At 69.2% G+C, this 21,661-nt stretch carries 18 protein-coding genes; 12 read left to right on the top strand and 6 right to left on the bottom strand.

Going from position 1 to position 21,661, the window contains the following annotated elements; all coding sequences use genetic code 11:
• Nucleotides 1-399: 399 nt before the first annotated feature.
• Nucleotides 400-864, bottom strand: a complete 465-nt coding sequence (locus ACQ0O7_RS24885; RefSeq protein ID WP_430784781.1) for a DUF5318 domain-containing protein — start codon at nucleotides 862-864, stop codon at nucleotides 400-402.
• Between the two features lie 176 nt (nucleotides 865-1,040).
• On the opposite strand from ACQ0O7_RS24885, the gene ACQ0O7_RS24880 reads away from it, so the two are divergent.
• Nucleotides 1,041-1,697, top strand: coding sequence for a PadR family transcriptional regulator (locus tag ACQ0O7_RS24880; protein WP_430784779.1), 657 nt, complete (start codon nucleotides 1,041-1,043; stop codon nucleotides 1,695-1,697).
• A 23-nt stretch (nucleotides 1,698-1,720) separates the two neighbouring features.
• A complete protein-coding gene (locus ACQ0O7_RS24875; RefSeq protein ID WP_430784777.1) occupies nucleotides 1,721-2,800 on the top strand; it encodes an inositol-3-phosphate synthase in 1,080 nt (359 codons plus the stop codon).
• Between the two features lie 43 nt (nucleotides 2,801-2,843).
• On the opposite strand, the gene ACQ0O7_RS24870 is transcribed toward ACQ0O7_RS24875, so the two are convergent.
• From ACQ0O7_RS24870 to ACQ0O7_RS24860, 3 genes are all read right to left on the bottom strand, one after another.
• Nucleotides 2,844-3,299, bottom strand: a complete 456-nt coding sequence (locus ACQ0O7_RS24870; protein ID WP_430784775.1) for a methylated-DNA--[protein]-cysteine S-methyltransferase — start codon at nucleotides 3,297-3,299, stop codon at nucleotides 2,844-2,846.
• A 14-nt stretch (nucleotides 3,300-3,313) separates the two neighbouring features.
• Nucleotides 3,314-4,060 carry a hypothetical protein gene (locus ACQ0O7_RS24865; protein WP_430784773.1) on the bottom strand — a complete coding sequence of 249 codons (747 nt, stop codon included), beginning with the start codon at nucleotides 4,058-4,060 and terminating at the stop codon, nucleotides 3,314-3,316.
• A gap of 63 nt (nucleotides 4,061-4,123) precedes the next feature.
• Nucleotides 4,124-5,554 (bottom strand): CCA tRNA nucleotidyltransferase, encoded by a 1,431-nt coding sequence (locus ACQ0O7_RS24860; RefSeq protein ID WP_430784771.1) that lies wholly within the window; start codon nucleotides 5,552-5,554, stop codon nucleotides 4,124-4,126.
• 57 nt (nucleotides 5,555-5,611) lie between these two features.
• Between ACQ0O7_RS24860 and ACQ0O7_RS24855 the strand changes: the two genes are divergently transcribed.
• The 8 genes from ACQ0O7_RS24855 (at nucleotide 5,612) to ACQ0O7_RS24820 (ending at nucleotide 14,261) form a co-directional block, all read left to right on the top strand.
• On the top strand, nucleotides 5,612-6,493 hold the full coding sequence (locus ACQ0O7_RS24855; protein ID WP_430784769.1) for a hypothetical protein: 882 nt from the start codon (nucleotides 5,612-5,614) through the stop codon (nucleotides 6,491-6,493).
• Between the two features lie 53 nt (nucleotides 6,494-6,546).
• Nucleotides 6,547-8,283: a murein biosynthesis integral membrane protein MurJ gene (gene murJ, locus ACQ0O7_RS24850; RefSeq protein ID WP_430784767.1), complete on the top strand. Its 1,737-nt coding sequence runs from the start codon at nucleotides 6,547-6,549 to the stop codon at nucleotides 8,281-8,283.
• A gap of 217 nt (nucleotides 8,284-8,500) precedes the next feature.
• A complete protein-coding gene (locus ACQ0O7_RS24845; RefSeq protein ID WP_430784765.1) occupies nucleotides 8,501-10,054 on the top strand; it encodes a protein kinase family protein in 1,554 nt (517 codons plus the stop codon).
• A 37-nt stretch (nucleotides 10,055-10,091) separates the two neighbouring features.
• Entirely contained in the window at nucleotides 10,092-10,754 is a 663-nt protein-coding gene (gene sigM, locus ACQ0O7_RS24840) for an RNA polymerase sigma factor SigM (protein WP_430784763.1), read from the top strand.
• A complete protein-coding gene (locus ACQ0O7_RS24835) occupies nucleotides 10,751-11,596 on the top strand; it encodes a hypothetical protein (protein ID WP_430784761.1) in 846 nt (281 codons plus the stop codon). Before sigM ends, ACQ0O7_RS24835 begins: the two co-directional genes overlap by 4 nt.
• Nucleotides 11,597-11,720: 124 nt before the next feature.
• Entirely contained in the window at nucleotides 11,721-12,680 is a 960-nt protein-coding gene (trxB, locus tag ACQ0O7_RS24830) for a thioredoxin-disulfide reductase (RefSeq protein WP_430784759.1), read from the top strand.
• A gap of 16 nt (nucleotides 12,681-12,696) precedes the next feature.
• Nucleotides 12,697-13,020, top strand: coding sequence for a thioredoxin (gene trxA / locus ACQ0O7_RS24825; protein WP_430784757.1), 324 nt, complete (start codon nucleotides 12,697-12,699; stop codon nucleotides 13,018-13,020).
• 89 nt (nucleotides 13,021-13,109) lie between these two features.
• Nucleotides 13,110-14,261, top strand: coding sequence for an N-acetylmuramoyl-L-alanine amidase (locus tag ACQ0O7_RS24820; protein WP_430784755.1), 1,152 nt, complete (start codon nucleotides 13,110-13,112; stop codon nucleotides 14,259-14,261).
• Nucleotides 14,262-14,299: 38 nt separating this feature from the next.
• Here the strand turns inward: ACQ0O7_RS24820 and ACQ0O7_RS24815 are convergent, their stop codons facing one another.
• Complete coding sequence (locus ACQ0O7_RS24815) at nucleotides 14,300-14,962, bottom strand: GNAT family N-acetyltransferase (RefSeq protein WP_430784753.1); 663 nt, start codon at nucleotides 14,960-14,962, stop codon at nucleotides 14,300-14,302.
• Between the two features lie 119 nt (nucleotides 14,963-15,081).
• On the opposite strand from ACQ0O7_RS24815, the gene ACQ0O7_RS24810 reads away from it, so the two are divergent.
• The gene (locus ACQ0O7_RS24810; protein ID WP_430784751.1) at nucleotides 15,082-16,383 is read left to right on the top strand and encodes a PLP-dependent aminotransferase family protein; all 1,302 of its coding nucleotides are present in this window, start codon (nucleotides 15,082-15,084) and stop codon (nucleotides 16,381-16,383) included.
• Nucleotides 16,384-16,391: 8 nt separating this feature from the next.
• Entirely contained in the window at nucleotides 16,392-17,354 is a 963-nt protein-coding gene (locus ACQ0O7_RS24805) for a D-alanine--D-alanine ligase family protein (RefSeq protein ID WP_430784749.1), read from the top strand.
• 1,090 nt (nucleotides 17,355-18,444) lie between these two features.
• Here the strand turns inward: ACQ0O7_RS24805 and ACQ0O7_RS24800 are convergent.
• Nucleotides 18,445-19,035 (bottom strand): hypothetical protein, encoded by a 591-nt coding sequence (locus ACQ0O7_RS24800; RefSeq protein WP_430784747.1) that lies wholly within the window; start codon nucleotides 19,033-19,035, stop codon nucleotides 18,445-18,447.
• Nucleotides 19,036-21,661: the final 2,626 nt, after the last annotated feature.

Genomic DNA, 21,661 nt, shown 5'->3' with positions numbered 1-21,661 from the left:
GCGGACCCGACGGAGGCGGAGCCCACCGAGGCCCGCCCCGGAGTGGCCGATCCCACCGACGCCCGGCCCGGCTGCCCGCCGACCGAGGCCGCGCCGGACGGACGCCGATAGGCATCCGGACCCGGCCGGCCGTTGTCGGCTGGTTCGTCGCCAGGCGTGGAAGCAGCGGACGGCCCGGGCACTTGGACCCGGGCTCGTGCTGACTGCGGTTCGCCGTACGCGTTCATTCCCTCACACCTACCGGTCGCGGGGGCGCGGCCGAACGGCCCGGAAGGGCCGACCCGGCACTGCGCCTCGATCGGGCGTTGTGGGCTGCGGTCCCGGCAGCCCCCTTGGCTTCTGTCTGTGTTGACCGTTTTCCGGCCACAAACTCGTACACGTTAACGGGATCGATCCGGTTCATCCCCGGGCCTCCCCGCTCTGTGACGGACCATTCCGGTGGGATCCCCCACCACCGGACGAGACCATAGCCTCGGTATGCAAAGCGTCATCGGTGCCCAAGCCGTCACGGCCGAGCACGAATCGCTCGACGAGGTGGTTCCACGAGCACGAGCGGCACACCTCGACCACGAAGACCTGGAACTCACGCAGAGTCATCGCCAAAACCGGCAACTCCGCCAGTTTCCGGGCCTGACCAGCGGACTGTTTCAGGTCGTCGCCATAGACGTAGTGCACCAGCGTCAGGTTGTCCCGGCGGCAGATCGGGCACCGCTCGTCGGTCGGCTCGCCGTGGAAAGTCGCCGCGTTTCGCAAGTACGGAGACGCGTCACAGACCTCGAGCGTGCCGATCCGGCCGTTTCGAACGTCACGCAGGACTGCCCGCCTCTGTAGCGAGTAGTCGACGATCTGCCGCTGCGTGCGCATGGCGAAGAGACTACGCGGTCGCCGCGTCCCCGGCGACCGTCATCACGCAGCGTCGTGTGCCGACTGCGCACGATGGCCGAGTTGCACGTCTCGCGGTCCCGATCTACGGTTGCGATGTATCGGGCCGATACATCGGGACCCGCTTCTACGTCGGGACACAGTTGGAGGGAGGGCCAGTGCTGGAAATGGCGATCCTCGGTCTCCTCCAGGAGGCCCCGATGCACGGTTACGAGCTCCGTAAAGAACTCGCCACCAAGCTCGGCATGCTCCGGGCCGCGATCAGTTACGGCACTCTCTACCCCACGTTGAAGCGGCTGAAGCTCGCCGGCTGGATCAGCGAGGCGGAGGCCAACACCGACATCATTCCCCCGATGACCAGTAGGCGGGGGCGGGTTGTCTACAAGATCACGGCAGAGGGCAAGGAACACTTCGCCGATCTCCTCACCCAGGCCGGCCCGGAGACGTACGACGACGCCGGTTTCGGGGTGCACTTCACCTTCTTCTCCCGCACCGACCGCGCCACCCGGCTGCGCATCCTCGAGGGCCGCCGCAGGCGCGTCGAGGAGCAGCGCGAGGGTCTGCGCGAGATCCTCGCCCGGGCCGCCGACCGGCTCGACGCCTACACCCTGGAGCTCCAGCGCCACGGCCTGGAGGCCTGTGAGCGCGAGGTCCGGTGGCTGGAGGAGCTGATCACCAACGAGCGCTCCGGGCGTACCCCCGCTTTCCGCAATCGCGCCGGTCTCACCGGCGCTCCGAACCCCGCTCCCGCCGTCGGACCGCCGACGGGAGCGGCTCTCCCAGAAACACCGCGTCCCCACCAGGACCGGCCGTGATGAACAACAAGGAGGCAAACGCGATGGGTTCCGTCCGCGTCGCCATCGTCGGTGTGGGTAACTGCGCCTCGTCCCTCGTGCAGGGCGTGGAGTACTACAAGAACGCCGACCCGAACGACCGCGTTCCGGGTCTCATGCACGTGACCTTCGGCGACTATCACGTATCCGACGTGAAGTTCGTCGCGGCGTTCGATGTGGACGCCAAGAAGGTCGGCATGGATCTCAGCGAGGCGATCGTCGCCAGCGAGAACAACACCATCAAGCTGACCGACGTGCCGCCGACCGGCGTCACCGTGCAGCGCGGCCCGACCTTCGACGGTCTGGGCACGTACTACCGCGAGATCATCGAGGAGTCGCCGGCCGAGCCGGTGGACGTCGTGCAGGCCCTGAAGGACGCCGAGGTCGACGTCCTGGTCTCCTACCTCCCGGTGGGCTCCGAGGAGGCGGACAAGTTCTACGCGCAGGCCGCCATCGACGCCGGTGTGGCGTTCGTGAACGCTCTGCCGGTCTTCATCGCCTCCGACCCGGTCTGGGCGAAGAAGTTCGAGGACGCGGGCGTGCCGATCGTCGGCGACGACATCAAGAGCCAGGTCGGCGCCACCATCGTGCACCGCGCGCTGGCGAAGCTGTTCGAGGACCGTGGTGTCGAGCTGCTGCGCACGTACCAGCTGAACTTCGGCGGCAACATGGACTTCATGAACATGCTGGAGCGCAACCGCCTGGTCTCGAAGAAGATCTCGAAGACCCAGTCGGTCACCAGCCAGATCCCGCACGAGATGATCAAGAGCGACGTGCACATCGGCCCGTCCGACCACGTGCCGTGGCTCGACGACCGCAAGTGGGCGTACATCCGCCTGGAGGGTCGTTCGTTCGGTGACACCCCGCTGAACGCCGAGCTCAAGCTCGAGGTGTGGGACTCCCCGAACTCGGCCGGCGTGATCATCGACGCGGTCCGCGCGGCGAAGATCGCCAAGGACCGTGGCGTCGGCGGCCCGATCCTGTCGGCCTCGTCGTACTTCATGAAGTCCCCGCCGGTGCAGTACAGCGACCACGACGCCCACGCGGCCGTCGAGGCGTTCATCAAGGGCGACATCGAGCGCTGAAGTTGATTGAAAAGGACGGCCCACCGGAAGGCGGGCCGTCCTTTCAGCTCCAGGCCCGCTGGAAGGCGACAGCGGCCTCCAGTTCGAGCAGGATGCGCTTGCGGTCCAGGCCGCCGCCGAAGCCGACCATCTTGTTGCCGGCGCCGACCACCCGGTGGCAGGGCACGATCACCGGGACCGGGTTGTGGTTGCAGGCCGTGCCGACCGCCCGGGCCGCGCCGGGGTCACCCAGGGCGGTGGCGATCGCCCCGTACGTGATCGTCTCGCCGTAGGGGATCCGGGCGATCTCGGCCCAGACCGCCCGCTCGAACTCGGAGCCACCCCGCATCTCGAACGGCACGGTGAAGTCGGTCAGCGCCCCGGCGAAGTAGGCCGTGAGCTGCTCGGCCGCCGGGTGCTCGGCGGACGGTCCGGGCCGGGCGGCGAATCGCACGCCCACCACGGCCGGACCGTCGACGGCCACACCGAGCGGACCGATCGGTGACTCGATGACGAACATGTCGTCCAGTCTGACTACCTCACCTGCACGCCGTCGACCGCGGAGGCGGCGTCGCGGGCGTTGCTGCCGGCGTAGACGGACTTCCAGGTGCCGCTCCTGGTGGCGGTGAAGGCCTTGCTGTAGGCGCCCTTGGCGTTGGTCTTGGCGGCGCCCTTGTAGGTGTAGGCGCTCGCGCCGTCCGCCTTGAAGTAGACCCGCACGGCGGCCCCGGCGAACGCCTTGCCATTGATCTTGAGTACGCCCTTGGCGGTGAGCTTCTTGCCCTTCCGCACCGGCTCGGGGGTGGCGTTCAGGCTGAGCGACGACGGCCGCTTCAGGTAGATCGACCGGCTGACCACGTTGGTGGTCACGTAGTCGAAGTCGTCCTCGCTCTTCGGGGCGTACACCCCGTAGACCCGGGCGATGTAGCGGCCGGCCACGTCGGCGCCGCAGAACTTCACCGAGCCGCGGTAGGTGGCCGAGGAACCGACCCGCTTAATCTCCTCGCCTTTGACGATGTCGCCGGTGCCGGGCTCGTAGATGTCGACACCGACGCCGCTGAAGCCCTCCTTCACGGCCGGCATCGGCGCGCTGAGCTTGGCCGTGACGGTGACCGGCGTGCAGCGGGCCTTGCTGCCGAGGACGAGGGTGCTCCTGCTGAGCGACACCGACTTGACGGTGACGTTCAGATCGGCGGCCTGCGCGGGCGAGCCGACGAGGAGTCCGGCGGCGGGGGCGAGGACCAGAAGAGCGGCGAAGAGCCGATTGCGTACGAGGTTCACGCACGCAATCTAGAACGCTACCGTTTCGGCGTAACCAACCGAACGGTCAGCGACACCGGGAAGCTAGGCGATGTGGCCCTGTTCGCGGGCCCACTTGAGGAGCTCCGCCTCGGCCTCGTCGCGGTCCAGCGGCCCCCGGTCGAGCCGGAGCTCCTTCAGGTGTCGCCACGCCTGGCCGACGATCGGGCCCGGCGGCACCCCGAGCAGCTCCATGATCGCGTTGCCGTCCAGGTCGGGGCGGACCTTGGCCAGGTCCTCCTCGGCCGCGATCCGGTCGATCCGCTCCTCCAGCGCGTCGTAGTCGGTGGCCAGCTGGGCCGCCTTGCGCCGGTTACGGGTGGTGACGTCGGAGCGGGTCAACTTGTGCAGCCGGGCGAGCAGCGGGCCGGCGTCGGTCACGTAGCGGCGCACCGCCGAGTCGGTCCACTCGCCCCGGCCGTACCCATAAAATCGCAGGTGAAGGGCGACCAGACCGACGACCTCGGAGGTCACGTCCTTGGGGTATTTGAGGGCTTTCATCCGCTGCTTGGTGAGCCGCGCGCCGACCACCTCGTGGTGGTGGAAACTGACCCGGCCGTCCCGCCCGACCGCCTTGGTGGCCGGCTTGCCGACGTCGTGCATCAGCGCGGCCATCCGCAGCACGAAGTCCGGGCCGGTGTCGCCCTCCAGCCGCATCGCGTTGCTGACCACGATCAGTGTGTGCTCGTAGACGTCCTTGTGCTGGGCGTGCTCGTCGATCTCCAGCTTGAGCCCGGCGATCTCCGGCAGGAACCGGTCGGCGAGCCCGGTGTCGACGAGCAGGCGCAGCCCGGCGAGCGGGTCGGCGCCGCACATCAGCTTGGTGAACTCGTCCCGGATCCGCTCGGCGGTGATCCGGTCCAGGTCGGCGGCCATGTCCCGCATCGCGGCGACCACCGGCGGGTCCACGGTGAACCGCAGCTTGGCGGCGAACCGGGCGGCCCGCAGCATCCGCAGCGGGTCGTCGCCGAACGACCGGGACGGTGCGGCCGGCGTCCGGATCACCCGGGCGGCCAGGTCGGCCAGCCCGCCGAACGGGTCGGTGAACTCGTGCCCCGGCACCGAGACGGCCATCGCGTTGATGGTGAAGTCACGCCGGGACAGGTCGTCGTGCAGAGACGTGCCGTAGGAGACCACCGGGTTCCGGGTCACCCCGTCGTAGGCCTCCGCCCGGTACGTGGTGATCTCGATCCGCAGCCCGTCCTTCTGGATGCCGATCGTGCCGAACTCGCGCCCGGTCTCCCAGATCGCGTCGGCCCAGCCGTTGACCACGCCCAGGGTCTGCTCGGGCCGCGCGTCGGTGCAGAAGTCGAGGTCGTCCCCCAGACTGTCGAGCAGCGCGTCCCGGACCGAACCGCCGACCAGGTGCAGCTGGTGCCCGGCGTCGGCGAACCTCCGCCCGAGCTCATCGGCGACGGGGGACACGCGGAGCAACTCGGCTACCGCTTTCTGCTGGGCGGAGTTCAGAACAGACATGGGGTTACCAGGGTATCCGTATTAGCTACTTCGACTGTCGCCGGGCAGGATGTCAGGATGCCCGTTTCCGAGGCGTTGCAGCGCCTGATCCTGGACCCCGACTTCTGGACCAACGGGCTGACCGGCACGGACGAGTTGCCCGCCGAGGCTCGTGTCACCTTTCCGGTGGTCGCCGGGTATTCCCTGATCCTGACCGTCGATCTGCCCTCCGGCGACCGGACGCTGGGGTTGCGCGGTCCGGCCTCCAGCGAACCGGTGCAGCTGGGCTGGGCGCCGGCCGGTGGGCCGTACCCCGCGGCGCTGGACTGGTGGGAGCTGGAGTCGTTCGCCCGGGTGATCGCCCTCGACGACCCGCTGCTGCCGCATCCGGGCCTGGTGGTGGCGCTGCTCTCGCCGTTCGCACCGCCGCGCGGCGAGGACGACGACCCGGCCGTGGTCGCGGCGGTGCGCGAGGCGGCGTACCGGTCGCTGCGCCGGGAGGTGCCGGAGGTGGTGCCGGCCGGCCCGGAGCAGACCCCGCTGCCGCTGTTCGCCGCCGAGCAGTGGTGGCCGGCGCCGCCGTCCCCGTCGCCGCAGGTGCTCGACGAGGCCACCATCGCCGAGCTCAGTGCCCCGGCGTTCGCGTCGCTCCAGGTTCGCGCGGGCGACCGGTTCCCGCACGAGGACCTCTCCTTTCTGGTACGCCGGACCCGCGCCGCCCTGTCCACGGTCCCCGAGTTGATGACGTGGACCGGCGGCGGTCCACTGGCCCGGGAGATCATCCGTACCGGCGATCTGTCGGTGGTGCCGGCGCTGCTGGGTGTCCTCACCGAAGCGGGCTGTGACCATCCGACGGTGCTGGATGCGCTGAGTGAGCCCCTGGTTCCGCTGGAGGCTTGCTGGATGGTGGAAACCCTGGCCGGAGCCGAGCCCGGCACCCTCCTGCGTCACCACGTGTGACATTTGCGCTTTAAGGTGGCTGCATCAATCTCGGCAGGGCTTCTGGAGGCTTGGTGAACGGCGGCCTGTACCGCAGCACGCACGCGGACCCGGACGGAGAGCCCGCGAAGCAGGACGGCGTGACCGTCATGTCCGTGGACGGCCCCGCCGAGGCACCGGGACAACCAGATCAACAGAGCGGCGGCGGTACGGCCGGGCAGAGCGCCGTCATGGCGATCGGCAGCCTGGTCAGCCGGGTGATCGGTTTCGTCCGCAACGCGCTGATCGGCATGGTGCTCGGTCAGGCGGTCGGGGACGCCTACACCGGCGCCCAGTTCCTGCCCGGCCAGATCTACGAGCTGCTGCTCGGCGGCATCCTGTCCAGCGTGCTGATCCCGCTGCTGGTGCGGCGGCGCAAGGCCGACGAGGACGGCGGTCAGGAGTTCACCCAGCGGCTGCTCTCCTTCGCGGTGGTGATGCTCGGGGTGGCCACCGTCCTGGTGACCGTCGCCGCGCCGCTGATCACCGCGATCCAGACGAGCAGCGACCGGACCACTCCGGCGTTCCGTGAGCTGGTCACCCACTTCGCGTATCTGATCCTGCCGATCATCTTCTTCACCGGCCTGTCCGCGCTGATCGCGGCGGTGCTGAACGTCCGCGGCCACTTCGCCGCGCCGATGTGGGCGCCGATCCTGAACAACATCGTGGTGATCGCGGTGTGCGGGGTGTTCCTGGCGGTGTTCGGCACCGACAAGGCGCTGACCCCGGACAACATCACCACCGGCGAGATCCTGCTGATCGGCGGCGGCACCCTGCTCGGCATGGTGGTCCAGGCCATCGGCCTGCTGCCGGCCCTGCGCAAGGTCGGCTTCCGCTGGGCCTGGCGCTGGGCGCCGAAGTCGCTCGGGCTGCGCGAGATCGGCAGCCTGGCCGGCTGGATGCTCTGCTACGTCGGCGCCAACCAGATCGCGGTCTTCGCCCTGGTCCGGGCGCTGAACAGCGCCGGCGGCGAGGACAACCCGGGCGCGCTGGCGTTCAACAACGTCTTCCTGCTGATGATGATGGCGCACGGCATCATCGGCGTCTCGGTGATCACCGCGCTGCTGCCGAAGATGAGCGCGGCCGCCGCCGAGGGCCGGCTCTCCGAGATCAGCGACGACCTGAACCGGGGCATCAAGCTGGTCTCGGCGGCGCTCGCCCCGATCGTGGTCGTCTACGCGGTGCTGAGCGGCCCGATCGCGGTCTTCCTGTTCCAGGGCGGCCGGATCACCAACGATGACGCGCTGGCGATGGGCACGGTGCTGACCGTGGCCGCGTTCGCGGTGCTGCCGCTGTCGATCAGCTTCCTCTGCACCAACGCCTTCTACGCGCTGCAGGGCAACCGGACCGCCGCGCTGATCAACCTGCCGGTGGTGGGAGTCCGGATCGCCGGGTACTTCCTGCTCGCCGCGATCCTGAACGAGTCGCTGATCGCGGCCGGCATGACCGCCGCCAACGGCGTCTCCTACCTGGTCTCCGCGCTGATCTCGCTGACCGTCCTGCGCCGCCGGATCGGCCGCCTCCACCTGGGTTCGGTCCTCGTGGCACTGCTCAAGGTCGCGGTCGCCGCCGGTGTCGCCGCCGGAGCCGCCTGGCTGGTGGTCGGGCTGCTGCCCGGATCGGGCACGCCGGACGGCCGGATCGAGGCGATCACGCAGATCGCCGTCGGCGGTGTGGTGATCCTGATCGCCTACCTCGGGACGGCTCTTCTCCTGCGCGTCCACGAGGTCAGCCAGGTGGTCGGGATGGTCCGCCGGAAGATCGGCCGCTGACCTCGCCGGCGGTTGTCCTGAACAGGTGATTCCGGACTGATCAGCCACCGATTCGCCCGGTTCGCCGGGTTCACCGCCGGTGCCGCGCCGGGGGGACGACCTGCCGGAGCGTGGCCCCGTGCGGGTATGGTCGGTGTCGTCATGTACGCGGGAGCATCGTTCCATGTGCCGGGACCTCTGCGCGGCACCCCGGAATGCACCACCCTAGGGAGGACTGGTGACCCAGGTCGGCGAAGGCCACGAGACCACGGCCGACGAGGGCGGACCGGTCTTGACCTTCGGTGCCCCCACCGCCGGTGAGGTCCTGGCCGAGCGATACCAGCTGGAAGAGCACGTCAACAATGACAGTGCCGGCCGGCAGGTGTGGCGAGGTATCGATGTGATCCTCCGGCGCGCGGTCGCCGTCGTCCTCCGGCACCCGGGCGGGGACTCCGCCACCGAGATGCTCCAGGCCGCGGTCGCCGCGAGCCGGGTGATCCACCCCAACCTGGTCGGCGTCTACGACGCGATCGACGAGGAGCAGCGGGCCTACGTGGTCCGCGAGTGGGTCGACGGCGAGTCGCTGCGTGACCTGGTCGCCGGTGAGGGTCCGTTCGACCCGGCGCGGGCGATCGCGATCGCGCACTCGGTGGCCGACGCGCTCACCGCGGTGCACGCCACCGGCATGGTGCACGGCAACGTGCACCCGGGCAGCGTCCTGATCGCCGACGACGGCCGGGTGGTCCTGGCCGACGCGCGTGCCGACTCGGCCGACACGGTCGAGGGCGACGTTCGCGCGGTCGGCGGCATCCTCTACTTCTCGCTCACCGGCCACTGGCCGCACGCCGAGGTGGGCCGATCCGCGCTGACCGACGCGACCCGTGACAGCGCCGGCAACCCGGCCGCGCCGCGCCAGGTGCGCGCCGGCGTCCCGGCGTACCTCGACGACCTGACCATGGACCTGCTGGACCGCCGGGTCGCGGCACCGGCCTCCGACGCGCTGACCGCGGAGCTGGGCCGGCTCGACGCGGCCGCCGAGGACGAGGAGTTCGAGGACGTCGGCCCGCTGCGCTTCGTGCAGGGCAACGCGTCGTCCGGCGAGCCCGCCAAGAGCACTCCGAAGATCTTGATCGGTGTCGCCGCGCTGGTGGTGATCGCGGTGATCGGCCTGGTCTTCGGCATCCGCGCGATCAACAACACCGGCAACACCGACAACACCGCCGGGGGGAACGACTCGGTCACCGCGCCGGCCACCGACGGCGGTGACGACGACGGTGCGGTCACCCCGCTGCCGGAGCCCAAGAAGATCAAGCTCACCGGTGACATGGTGCGCCTGGTCGACGCGCCGCCCGGCGACCGCAGCGACGCCGACGAGGCGAAACTGACCGTCGACGGCGACATGGAGACCGGCTGGTCCACCCAGACCTTCCGCAACTACCCGAACTTCGGTAACACGAAGGACGGCATGGGCATCCTGATCAACCTGGGTGAGCCGCGGTCGCTGTCCGAGGTGCAGGTGACCACGTCGGCGCCCGGCGTGACGATGGACGTCCGGACCGGCACGTCCGACCCGGGCAACAGCTCGAACGGCGACAAGAAGCTGCTCGAGCAGTTCAAGTCGCTCTCCGACGAGAAGCCGGAGAAGAGCACCGGCACGACCTGGATCTACACCGGTTTCGAGCCGGCCCAGAAATACCAGTACGTGCTGGTCTTCCTGACCGAGCTGCCGCCGAGCGAAGAGGGCAGCGGCTACAAGGTCACGGTCAACGAGATCGAGTTGTCTGGATACTGAGCCCGCGAGCACGCTTCCGGTGCATTAGATTGCTGACGTGACTCTCCGGGACGGACCACCCGGCTCGACGCCGACCGACGTCGAGCTGGTCCGTGCCCACGTCACGGGCGATCCGGACGCGTTCGCCGAGCTGGTCCGCCGCCATCGGGACCGGCTCTGGGCGGTCGCCCTGCGGACCATCGGTGACCGCGAGGAGGCCGCCGACGCGGTTCAGGACGCGCTGCTGAACGCGCATCGCAACGCTGCCAAGTTCCGCGGCGACGCGGCGGTCACCACCTGGCTGCACCGGATCGTGGTGAATGCCTGCCTGGACCGGATCCGCCGCCGGCAGGCCCACCCGACCGTGCCGCTGCCGGACGGCACCCGTGACGACGACCTGCCCACCGGCCCCGAGCCGGCCGCACCCGCCCCCGACCAGGACACCGTTCTGGTCGTGCGGGACGCGCTGGCCGCCCTGCCGGTCGATCAGCGGGCCGCGATCGTGCTGGTCGACGTGCAGGGTTACGGGGTGGCCGAGGCCGCGGAGATCCTCGGCGTCGCGGAGGGCACGGTGAAGAGCCGGTGCGCCCGGGGCCGCGCGCGGATGGCGATGACCCTCGGATATCTGCGGGGGAACCGAAACGACGGCGCGACCGTCACATCCAGGTCGGAGGCGGCGAATCCGCTGCCGACCGGGTCTGATCGGAGGGAGCCGCGGTGACCGGCGCCGAGTTCGAGGGAGTCGCGTTCGAGGGGGTCGACCTCGACCTGCTCGCCGACTTCGTCGGTGGCGCTCTGGACGGCACCCCCGACGAGGAGCGGGTGGCCACCCTGGTCGCCGAGGACCCGGCGTGGCAGGCGGCGTTCGAGGCCCTGGCGCCGGCGATGGCCGCGGTCGGCGGGGCGCTGGCGGCGTTCGAGCCGGAGCCGATGCCGGACGACCTGGCGGCCCGGCTGGACGGCCTGCTGAGAGAGCCGGAGACGGAGACGGCGGCGGCCCCGGCCGTACCCACCAATGTCGTTGATCTGGAGGCCCGGCGGCGGGCTCGACGGTGGGCCGCGCCGCTCGCCGTGGCCGCCGCGGTGATCGCGTTCGCCGGTTTCGGCGCCACCTGGTGGGTGGCCAACCAGCCACTGGCCGACCAGGCGTCGTCGGACAGCGCCGCGGCGACCGCCGAGCGGGCCACCGGCGTGGGCCTGCCGTTCACGGTGACCAGCAGCGGCATCGACTACAGCGCGGCCACTCTGGCCGACGTCCCGATGAGCGCGACGATGGCCACCGGGGAGGACCAGGCGGGGTCGTTGCCGGAGGCGCCGAAGAGCGCCACGCTGGGCCGGCTGGACGACACCGGCGCGCTGCTGGCCTGCATCGAGGCGATCACCGCGGAGAACGCCGGCGGCACCCTGTCGGTCGAGTCCGTGGACTACGCCCGGTTCGACGGGAAACCCGCGGTGATCGTGCGGTTCAGCGCCGCCAACGGCCAGTGGGTGTGGGCGGTGGGGCCGGAGTGCGGCTCGCCAGGTGCGGGCGCCGACGCCGCCCAGAAACTCCCGGTACGCTGACCGGACTCCCCGCGTGAGGTCGGACACCAGCCTGCCCGGGGGAATGGCGAATGCCAGCATGACGTTCTAGCGTGCAGTGTCGCCGGCCTATTCGTTCGGCGGAAAACAGACTGAGGAGTCGGCAGTGGACGAGGTCCGCAATCTGATCATCATCGGTTCCGGACCGTCGGGCTACACCGCGGCGTTGTACGCGGCCCGGGCCGAGCTCAAACCTCTGGTGATCGAGGGCGTGCAGTCCGGTGGCGCCCTGATGACCACCACCGAGGTGGAGAACTTCCCGGGGCACCGCGACGGGATCATGGGTCCCGAGCTGATGGACAACATGCGGGCCCAGGCGGAGAAGTTCGGCGCCGAGTTCCTGACCGACGACGTCACCCGCGTCGAGCTGGGTGACAAGCCGACCGAGCCGGGCACCGAGGGCCTGAAGACGGTGTGGGTCGGCGAGAAGCAGTTCTTCGCCCGCGCCGTGATCCTGGCGACCGGCTCCGCGTGGCGCCCGATCGGGGTCCCCGGCGAGCAGGAGCTGCTCGGCCACGGCGTGTCCGCGTGTGCCACCTGTGACGGCTTCTTCTTCCGCAACCAGCACATCGTGGTGGTCGGCGGCGGCGACTCGGCGATGGAGGAGGCCACCTTCCTCACCCGGTTCGCCGAGACCGTGACGATCGTGCACCGCCGGGACAGCTTCCGGGCCAGCAAGGTCATGCAGAAGCGGGCCCTGGACAACCCGAAGATCAAGGTCGAGTGGAACACCGTGGTCGAGGAGATCCTCGGCACCGACGGCAAGGTCGCCGGCGTGCGGCTGCGCGACGTGAACTCGGGCGAGACCAAGATCCTCGACGTCACCGGCGTCTTCGTGGCGATCGGCCACGACCCGCGCAGCGAGCTGTTCAAGGGCCAGGTCGAGCTGGACGACGAGGGCTATGTGAAGGTCGACGCGCCCAGCACCCGGACCAACGTGCCCGGTGTGTTCGCCGCCGGTGACCTGGTCGACCACACGTACCGGCAGGCCATCACCGCGTCCGGCACCGGCTGTTCCGCCGCGCTGGACGCCGAGCGCTTCATCGCTTCATTCGTCGAGCTGTAAGACCCGGGAGGTCCTTGTGGGAGCAACCAAGGTGGTCACCGAAGCCACCTTCGAGACCGACGTGCTGAAGTCGGACAAGCCGGTGCTTGTCGACTTCTGGGCCGAGTGGTGCGTGCCGTGCAAGAAGATCGACCCGCTGCTCACCGAGATCGCCGCGGAGATGGGCGACAAGCTGGAGATCGTCAAGGTCAACATCGACGAGAACCCGCAGATCGCCCTGAAGTACGGGGTCATGTCGGTCCCGCTGCTGACCATGTTCAAGGACGGTGAGCGGGTCAACTCGGTGGCCGGTGCGAAGCCGAAGAGCTTCCTGGTCAACTTCATCGAGTCGTCGCTCTAGATCTTCAGAGTCCAACGCCCCGCGCCCCGTCTGGGTCGCGGGGCGTACTCTCCTGGAGGTCGTGTCCTTTCTCGCCAAGGGAGTCGTGAGTGCGGTCCATCCGACGCGGAGACACCGGTCCGGCCGTTTCTGAGATCAGGTCGATCCTGGCCGGGCTGGAGTTGCTCGCCGACGCCGACCCCGATGTCTTCGACGAGGCCACCGAGGGCGCGGTCCGGGCCTTTCAGCAGAGCCGCGGTCTCGGCATCGACGGCATGGTCGGCGACGAGACGTGGGGTGCGCTCGACGCGGCGCGCTGGCGGCTCGGCTCCCGGACACTCTTCCACTCGGTGCCCGACGCTCTGGTCGGCGAGGACGTGCGGGCGCTCCAGGAGCGGATGCTGGAGATGGGCTACGACGCCGGTCGCCCCGACTCCGTCTACGGCGCCCGGACGGCCCGCGCGGTCGCCCAGTTCCAGCGTGAGGTCGGGCTCGTCCCGGACGGCTCCTGCGGCCCGCAGACCATGAAGGCGCTGCGCCGGCTCGGCCGCAAGGTGGTCGGTGGCCGCCCGCAGTGGCTGCGCGAGGCCGAGGCGTTCCGGCAGTCCGGCCCCAACCTGGTCGGCAAGACCATCGTGATCGATCCCGGGCACGGCGGCGGTGACGACACCGGTGTGGTGGTGCCCGACGGCCCACTCCGGTGGAACGAGGCCGACCTGGTCTTCGACCTGGCGTCCCGGCTGGAGGGCCGGCTCTCCGCGGCCGGCATGCGGGTGCACCTGACCCGTGGCCCGTCCCCGGCCGCGCCGATGACCGGCGCCGAGCGGGCCGCCCTGGCCAACACCCTCGGCGCCGACCTGCTGATCTCCCTGCACCTGGACGGACACGACTCCCCGTCCGCCGAGGGTGTGGCGACCTATCACTACGGCACCGGCAACGGTCTGAGCTCCACCGTCGGCGAGCGGCTGGCCAACCTGGTGCAGCGGGAGATCGTGGTCCGGACCGGGATGCACGACTGCCGTACCCACGCGAAGGGTTGGGATCTTCTGCGTCTCACCCGGATGCCCACGGTCCGGGTCGACCTCGGGTACTTGACGTCGAAGACCGACCGCGAGCGGCTGATCGATCCGCAGTCGCGGGAGCAGCTGGTCGAGGCTCTGCTGGCGGCGGTGCAGCGGATGTATTTCCCGGTGGAGCGGGACGTCCCCACCGGCTCGATCGACGTCCGCCAGCTGCGGCTCGCGCTGGCCGACAAGAGCTAGCCGCCTTTCTGCTCCCATCGGTGGTCCTGGTGCGAGGGCTAGTTGTCCGCTGACCTCGTCGCGGCCACCGGGCGGACCGGGCGCAGCAGGGTCTCCGGGCTCATCGAGCCCAGCAGTTTCTCCAAGGCGTACTCGACGTCGGACTTCCAGGACAGGGCCGTCCGCAGCTCCAGCCGCAACCGCGGATACCGGGGATGCGGGCGGACCGTCTTGAACCCCACCGACAGATAGAAGTCGACAGGCGCCAGACAGGCCGACGTCTCATCGGTCTCATCCGGTTTGGCGTCCCCGAACGCCTCGATCGCTTTCACGCCCCGCTTGGTCAGATCCCGGGCCACCCCCTGCACCAGCATCCGGCCCAGGCCGCCACCGGCGAACGCGGGCACCACCTTCGCGATGGTCAGCAGGGCGGCGTCGGCACTCACCGGCGAGGTCGGGAAGGCCATCGACCGCGGCACGTAGGCGGGCGGCGCGAACATCACAAACCCGGCCGGCATGCCGTCGACGTAGGCGAGCTTGCCGCACGAACCCCACTCCAGCAGGGTCTGCGAGACCCACGCCTCCTTCTCCAGACCGGGATCGCCGGTGGCGCACGCCCGCTCCGCGGAGACCGGATCCAGCTCCCAGTAGACGCATTGCCGGCACGGCCGGGGCAGATCCTCAAGAGTGTCGAGGGTCAGATTGACCAGGCGTCGCGACATGCGGGACCACCTTGCAGCTCGGAACCGGAACCCCCGAATCTTACGTCGGGACCCCCATGAACGGGACCGGACTAGGATCGTTTCAGTCCGGGTTTCGGCCTCTCTGGAAGGTGAATCGCATGACCGGTACGACACAGGACGACTACACCGATCGGTACGCCCGGCGTGTCCGCGGGATGACCACGTCGGAGATCCGGGCCCTGTTCGCCGTCGCCAGCCGCCCCGAAGTGGTCTCCCTCGCCGGTGGCTCCCCTTACATCGCCGCCCTCCCCCTCGACGCCGTCGGTGAGATGCTCGGCGACCTGGCCGCGCAGCAGGGCGCCACCAGCCTCCAGTACGGCATCGGCCAAGGCACCGTCGAGCTGCGCGAACGCATCTGCGAGGTGATGACCCACTCGGGCATCGTCAACGCCTCCCCCGACGACGTGGTGGTCACCGTCGGCGGCCAGCAGGCCCTCGACCTGCTCGCCAGGCTGTTCCTGGACCCGGGCGACGTGGTGCTCGCCGAGGGGCCGACCTACGTCGGCGCACTCGGTGTGTTCCAGGCCGCCCAGGCACAGGTGCGGCACGTGGCGATGGACGCCGACGGCCTGATCCCGGCAGCACTCGAGGAAGCGATCGCCCGGACCGGCGGCCGCGCCAAATTCCTCTACACCATCCCCACCTTCCAGAACCCGGCCGGAGTCACCCTGTCGGAGGACCGTCGCGAGCAGATCCTCGACATCTGCGAGCGGGCCGGGCTCCTCGTCATCGAGGACGACCCGTACGGCATGTTGTCCTTCGAAGGCGACGCACCGCTGCCGCTGCGGGCCCGCCGGCGGGAAGGCGTCTTCTACTGCTCCACCTTCTCCAAGACGTTCGCGCCCGGGCTGCGGGTCGGCTGGATCCTGGCCCCGCACGCGGTCCGCGAGAAGCTGGTGATGATGAGTGAGGCCAACGTGCTCTGCCCCAGCGCGTTCGCCCAGGGCGCCGTCACCCGGTACCTGTCGACCATGCCGTGGCAGCAGCAGATCAAGGTGTACCGGGAGATCTACCGGGAACGCCGCGACGCACTCCTGGAAGCCCTCGACGACCTGATGCCGGCCGGCACCACCTGGACCCGGCCGTCCGGTGGGCTCTTCGTCTGGGCCACCCTGCCCGACGGCCTCGACTCCAAGGCGATGATGCCGCGGGCCATCGCCGCCCGGGTCGCCTACGTGCCCGGCACCGGGTTCTACGCCGACGGCACCGGGCGGTCCAACATGCGGCTCAACTTCAGCTTCTCCTCGCCCGAGCGGCTGCGTGAGGGCGTCCGGCGGCTGTCCGGCGTGATGGAGCAGGAGCTGGCCATGCGTGCCGTCTTCGGTTCCGCTCTGCAGCCCGGACACCGCAGCCGCCGTGGCTCGGCCGCCGCGGACGCTCCCGGTCCCGACTTGGCATGATCACTGCCATGGGTACGCGTGACGAAGTGCGAGTTCTGGTCCTGGCCGGCGGGCTGTCCTACGAGCGGGACGTGTCGCTGCGATCCGGGCGGCGCGTACTCGACGCCCTCCGATCCACCGGCCTGACCGCCGACCTCCACGACGCCGACGTGTCCCTGCTCCCCTCGCTGCAGGCCGACCCGCCGGACGCCGTGGTGATCGCGCTGCACGGCGCCACCGGCGAGGACGGATCGCTGCGCGGGGTGCTCGACCTGTGCGGAGTGCCCTACGTCGGCGCCGACGCCCGGACCGCCCGGCTCGCCTGGGACAAGCCGTCCGCCAAGTCGATGCTGCGGGAAGCAGGCATCCCCACACCCGACTGGGTGGCGCTCCCGCACGACCGGTTCTCCGAACTCGGCGCGGTCGCCGTCCTCGACCGGATCGTGTCCCGGCTCGGCCTGCCCCTCATGGTCAAACCCGCCCAGGGCGGATCCGGTCTGGGGGCCGCGGTCGTGCGGGACGCCGCGGACCTGCCGGCGGCCATGGTCGGTTGCTTCGCGTACGACTCGACGGCCCTCGTCGAGCAGTACGTGACCGGCACCGTCGTCGCCGTCTCGATCATCGATCTGGGCACCGGGCCGGAGACCCTGCCGATCGTGGAGATCGTCCCGCGGGATGGGGTTTACGACTATGCCGCCCGCTATACCGCCGGACTCACCACGTGGCATGTGCCGGCTCGGCTGTCGGCCTCGGTCGCGACCCGGGTGTCGGAGATGGCTCTGGCTGCGTACAAGGCGCTCGGTCTCAGGGATCTGTCCCGGATCGACGTGATCGTGACTGAGGACGGGGAGCCGCACGTGCTCGGCTGCAACGTGTCGCCGGGGATGACCGAGACGTCGTTGCTGCCGTTGGCGGTCCAGGCGGCCGGGGTGGATCTGGGGGCCGTGATGGGCGCGTTGGTGGAGCGGGCGGTGGCTCGGCGGCGCCGCTGAGCTGGCGGCTCTTCAGGGCACCCTCTCTCAGGTCGTCCCTTGAATCTCGGGTTCGACCCACATCTGGGGTTCGTCACCTACGTCTCGTCGCCCCGCCTATCTCGTCCCGTCATCCACGTCTTGTTCTCGTCACCTACAGCTTGATCTCGCTATCTACAAGCTCGCCCTCGTCTACCTCGTCCCCGTCATCTACTTCTCCTCCCCGTCGTCTACCTCTCGTCCCCATCGTCTACCTCTCGTCCCCATCGTCTACCTCTGCTCCCCGTCATCGACCTCTGATCCCCCTCATATACATCTCAGGCCCGGCGAATCCCTCGCCGGGCCTGATCCTTATCCCCTGCCGGTTCCCTTGTGTGCGCCGCTTCAATGTCGGCCGCAGCCCTGACCGATCGCCTGTTTCACGTGGAACCGACTCCGGCTTGTCTGCCGGCGGCTCCTTCCATGCGTCGACTTTTCAGCCCGGTCGCTGTCCGTCGGCCTTTTCCACCGGTTCGTTGTCTGCCGGTTCGCTGTGTCCACCGGCTAGTTGTGTCTGCCGGTGCGCTGCCTGCCGGCTTTCCATCGGGCCGCCGCCGTCGCCAGCCTGTCTTGTCTGACCGCTGTCCACCGGCTGGCCTTGTCCGATCGCTTCCTGCGACTCGCCTGTCGGACCGCTTGTTTGCCGACTCGCCCGCCCACCGCTGTTTACCGGCTCACCCTCCGGACCGCTGCCCGTTGGTCTGCCTGTTCGGTCGCTGTCTGCCGACCTTCCGTCTGGTTGCGGCCCGCTGGCCTGCTCGGTCGCTGCCTGCCGACCTTCCGTCTGGTTGCGGCCCGCTGGCCTGCTCGGTCGCTGCCTGCCGACCCTCCGTCTGGTTGCGGCCTACCGACCCGTTCCTCCGCCCGCCCACTGTCCACCGGCTTGCCTGTTCGACCAGTGACCGACGGCCTGTCTGTTCGGTCGTCCGGCCGCCGCCGTCGAATGGAGTTTGGTCGTGGCCCGCCGGGCAGTCCTCCCACCGGACCGCGTCCGGTCTCCCCACTCGACCCTCCCACCGGACCGCGTCCGGTCTCCCCATTCGACCCTCCCATCAAACCGCGGCCGGTCTCCCTACTCGACGTCGCCGAGTGTGGCCGGGCGGCGGGAGTCGTCGGTTTCCGTGGTCGGGACGTTCAGCGTGCCGGACGACTCCCAGGCAATGTGGGCCGGCTCGGCGTTGGCCTGTCCACCGAAGTCGGCGAGCCACGCGGCCACAAGAGCGAGGTTCTCCCGCCACTGTGATTCGGGTACGACCGGCAGGATGTCGTCCCAGAGCGAGAGGAACGTACCTCGTAGCTGAAGCCTGCCGTAGGGCCGAGCCAGGAACCACATGTGTAGGTGCGCGCTTCCGTCGCCCCACCGGTTCACGTGGACCCGCGCGACGCCGTCGAGCGAGCGGATCGCGCGCTCCAGGCGAACCGTCATCACGCCGAGCTCGGCGGCCAGCAGGTTGGGCAGGTCGCCGAGGTCGAGGTGCGAACGACATTCCAGGATCAGAACCATGGGAAGGCCGGTCGGCCGGTCCATCGCGCGGACACGCCACCGCTCACTGACCCAGATGTACGCGTCGTCGGGGGTCCCGCACGCCACACAATCAGAGCCGTCTTCACCGCTGCGGGGTGGTTCGACGTCGACCGGTGGAGCGAGTTTCTTGACCCGCATATCGCCTTCGAAGGGAAAGGACGGCCATCGTGTGAAGTCAGGCAGGGGGGTGGTGTTCTCAGACACGACGTGACCTTAGCCCAGCCCAGGACGACCTGTCCCGGGTCAATTTCCCACGACTTCGCACGACAGAGGGACTCCCCGCACTTCGACGGCCATCAGCTTCCCGTCATCCACACGCCCATCCCCAAGTTATCCACAGAAGTTATCCACAGGCTCCCGTGTTTCACGTGAAACTCGACGTAGAACGCTTGCACACCCTGTGGATAGAGCAGTGGACGAAGCCCACAACATCGGCGTCGTTTCACGTGAAACACCGGCAGCCCCTCCATCAACAGGTGCAACACACAGGTTGTGGATAGTGGGGTTCGCGCATGTCTCGAAAGTTGTCCACAGCCACGTTCGCGGCGCCGAGCCGGCCCACACGATCCACGGGCATGCATCCGGGCTCAGACCGGCAGCCCAGCCGTAACGGGAATGCACTTCACTTCCCGACCTCGATCCGCTCCACGTGAAACAGCCCGACAACCCGAGTTCCGCTCAGGTCCAGGTCTACACCGCTGTCCCAGTACGCCACATCGGTCCCGCCGAAAGCCTTCATCACGGGGTCAGATCTGGTCTGTCCAGCTCGACCCCCCATCACGAGATTTCGGTCGCCTGCCTCCCCAGTACCCCGGCTCCCTCGGTCCACCTCGAGGTGGCACCCACCGCCCCGATCTATCGTGGCGTCGGTACATCCCTACCGCCGGCCACGCCCTTTCTGGATCGCCGGCGCTCGCTGATTTCGCCACCCTTCACCGCTCCTAGAAGCCTGCGCTCCGATGTCCCGGTATCCCGGCCGACCCCGCCGCCCTCAGCCATGTGATCCCGGCAATCGCCATCTGGTCCCGGCAATCGGAGTCCATGACGGCTGCGGGCCTGAGCGATCGCTGCCACCGGTCTGACATCCCAGCCGATGTCCCGTCGCATCGGGGTGCCTGCCGTCCACCCACGGACCGCTCCAGCCGCCGGCCAATTCGAAGCTCCGTTCCCCGTCGCCGGGCTTCGCCGGCCGTCCCGTCTCACTGCCCCAGCGCCTTAAGACCGGCCTCAGCCACGTCCGACCAAACTGCAGCTCCCCAAATCTCCGGCCGGCTCTCCTCTACTCATCCGCGCGCTGCCTGTTCGTCCTCGTTGCGCGTCATTCGATCTCCCCTTCAGCTGCCATGTCACCGTCCCAACTCACGGGCCGAAGGCCGCCCTCCGCCCGTAGTCCACCGCCTGAAGACCGCTCTCCCTTCTCCTCAAACGGTTCGCAGCCTTCCCGTTCACAGATCGCTCGCGGTCGCCCATCGGGAGTCTCGGCAACTGCCGGCTCCCACGGCACTGCCCTCAACCACACCCGCGCCATCATGTCGATGCTCTCTCACGCCCAGGCCCCCACCTTCATCTCCGCCACGCACAGGCACCTCGCCTTGGACCACGGCTCAGCCGCCACCTGCTATCGCATCCGCCCCTCCTCACACACAGCCCGCCTGTCGCATTCATCCGCCCGTCCCGTCCGACCGCCCGGCCACGTCCGACCGCGACGTCCGATCGCGACGTCCGACCGCCCCCTAGGTCCAACCACCGCCATGTCCAACCGTCATCACGCCGACTCACCCATCGCTTTCGGTCGGCCTGTCGCAGCCGCCCAGCCCGTCCGTTTTGCTCGCCGAGCCACCCGCACGCGAGGCCGCGGTTGTATCTCTCCGGACCAGCCGCATCACGTGAATTCCGGGCGCGAACGAACGGCCAAGTAATGATCGTTCCCGCAGCGAATCGCTAGTGGATAGCCAACGGCCAGCGCCAGTTCCCACTCTTCGCCGCCAGTCGGACAAGACCGTAGGCAGCGACCAGCTCGCCATGATCGGCCCCAATGACGATCCTCCCCGCGGCTACCACTCCCGTGGAGGCCTTCTCAGAACAGGCATCTCAGATCGCTGGGGTCGTAGGCCACTCGGAAGTCAGCTCTCGCTCTCACCGCGAGGCAGAGTGCTTGGTCCAGCCACGGCTCCTTCAATCCGCCGCGCCCTACACCCTGAGATCCTCATAACACGCGGCGAAGATCATCGCCCAGCTCCAAAACAGATCGAGCTGTGACCGACGCCAGCCCCTCCGAAGAACGCCGGCCTCCGGTGGCCCTAGGCGCCGGACGAGGCCATGTCGCTTCCCCAGCCCGAAACGCCCGCGTTCGCTAATTGAAAGACCGCTCAGCCCTCCAGTCCACCTACCCACTGCTCATCGAGCTGTGACTGGAATTAGCGCCATACCGGCAGAGCCCAGCACTCACTCCCATGGAATAGCGCCGAGCTTCGTGCCCATCCGCTGGCCGACAGGCCATTCCAAACAGCCCTTCGCCGGCACGCGCGCTGGCGGCCAAAAGCCAAGGTTTCACGTGAATCACCCCGCACCCCGCACCCCGCACCCCGCACCCCGCACCCCGCACCCCGCACCCCGCACCCCGCACCCCGCACCCCGCACCCCGCACCGATTATCGGATCGCCTCGTTCTCAAGAGAGCCGTCGGCTCACGGCTGTATCACCGGTCAGACTTCCAGCCCCAAGATCGGGCTATTCGTGGAACCTGGGGCTACGGCCCGGGCCGT

The organism is Actinoplanes sp. G11-F43, from assembly GCF_050589265.1.
Classification (GTDB): Bacteria; Actinomycetota; Actinomycetes; order Mycobacteriales; family Micromonosporaceae; genus Actinoplanes.
This window is presented reverse-complemented; position numbering and strand designations above follow the sequence as displayed.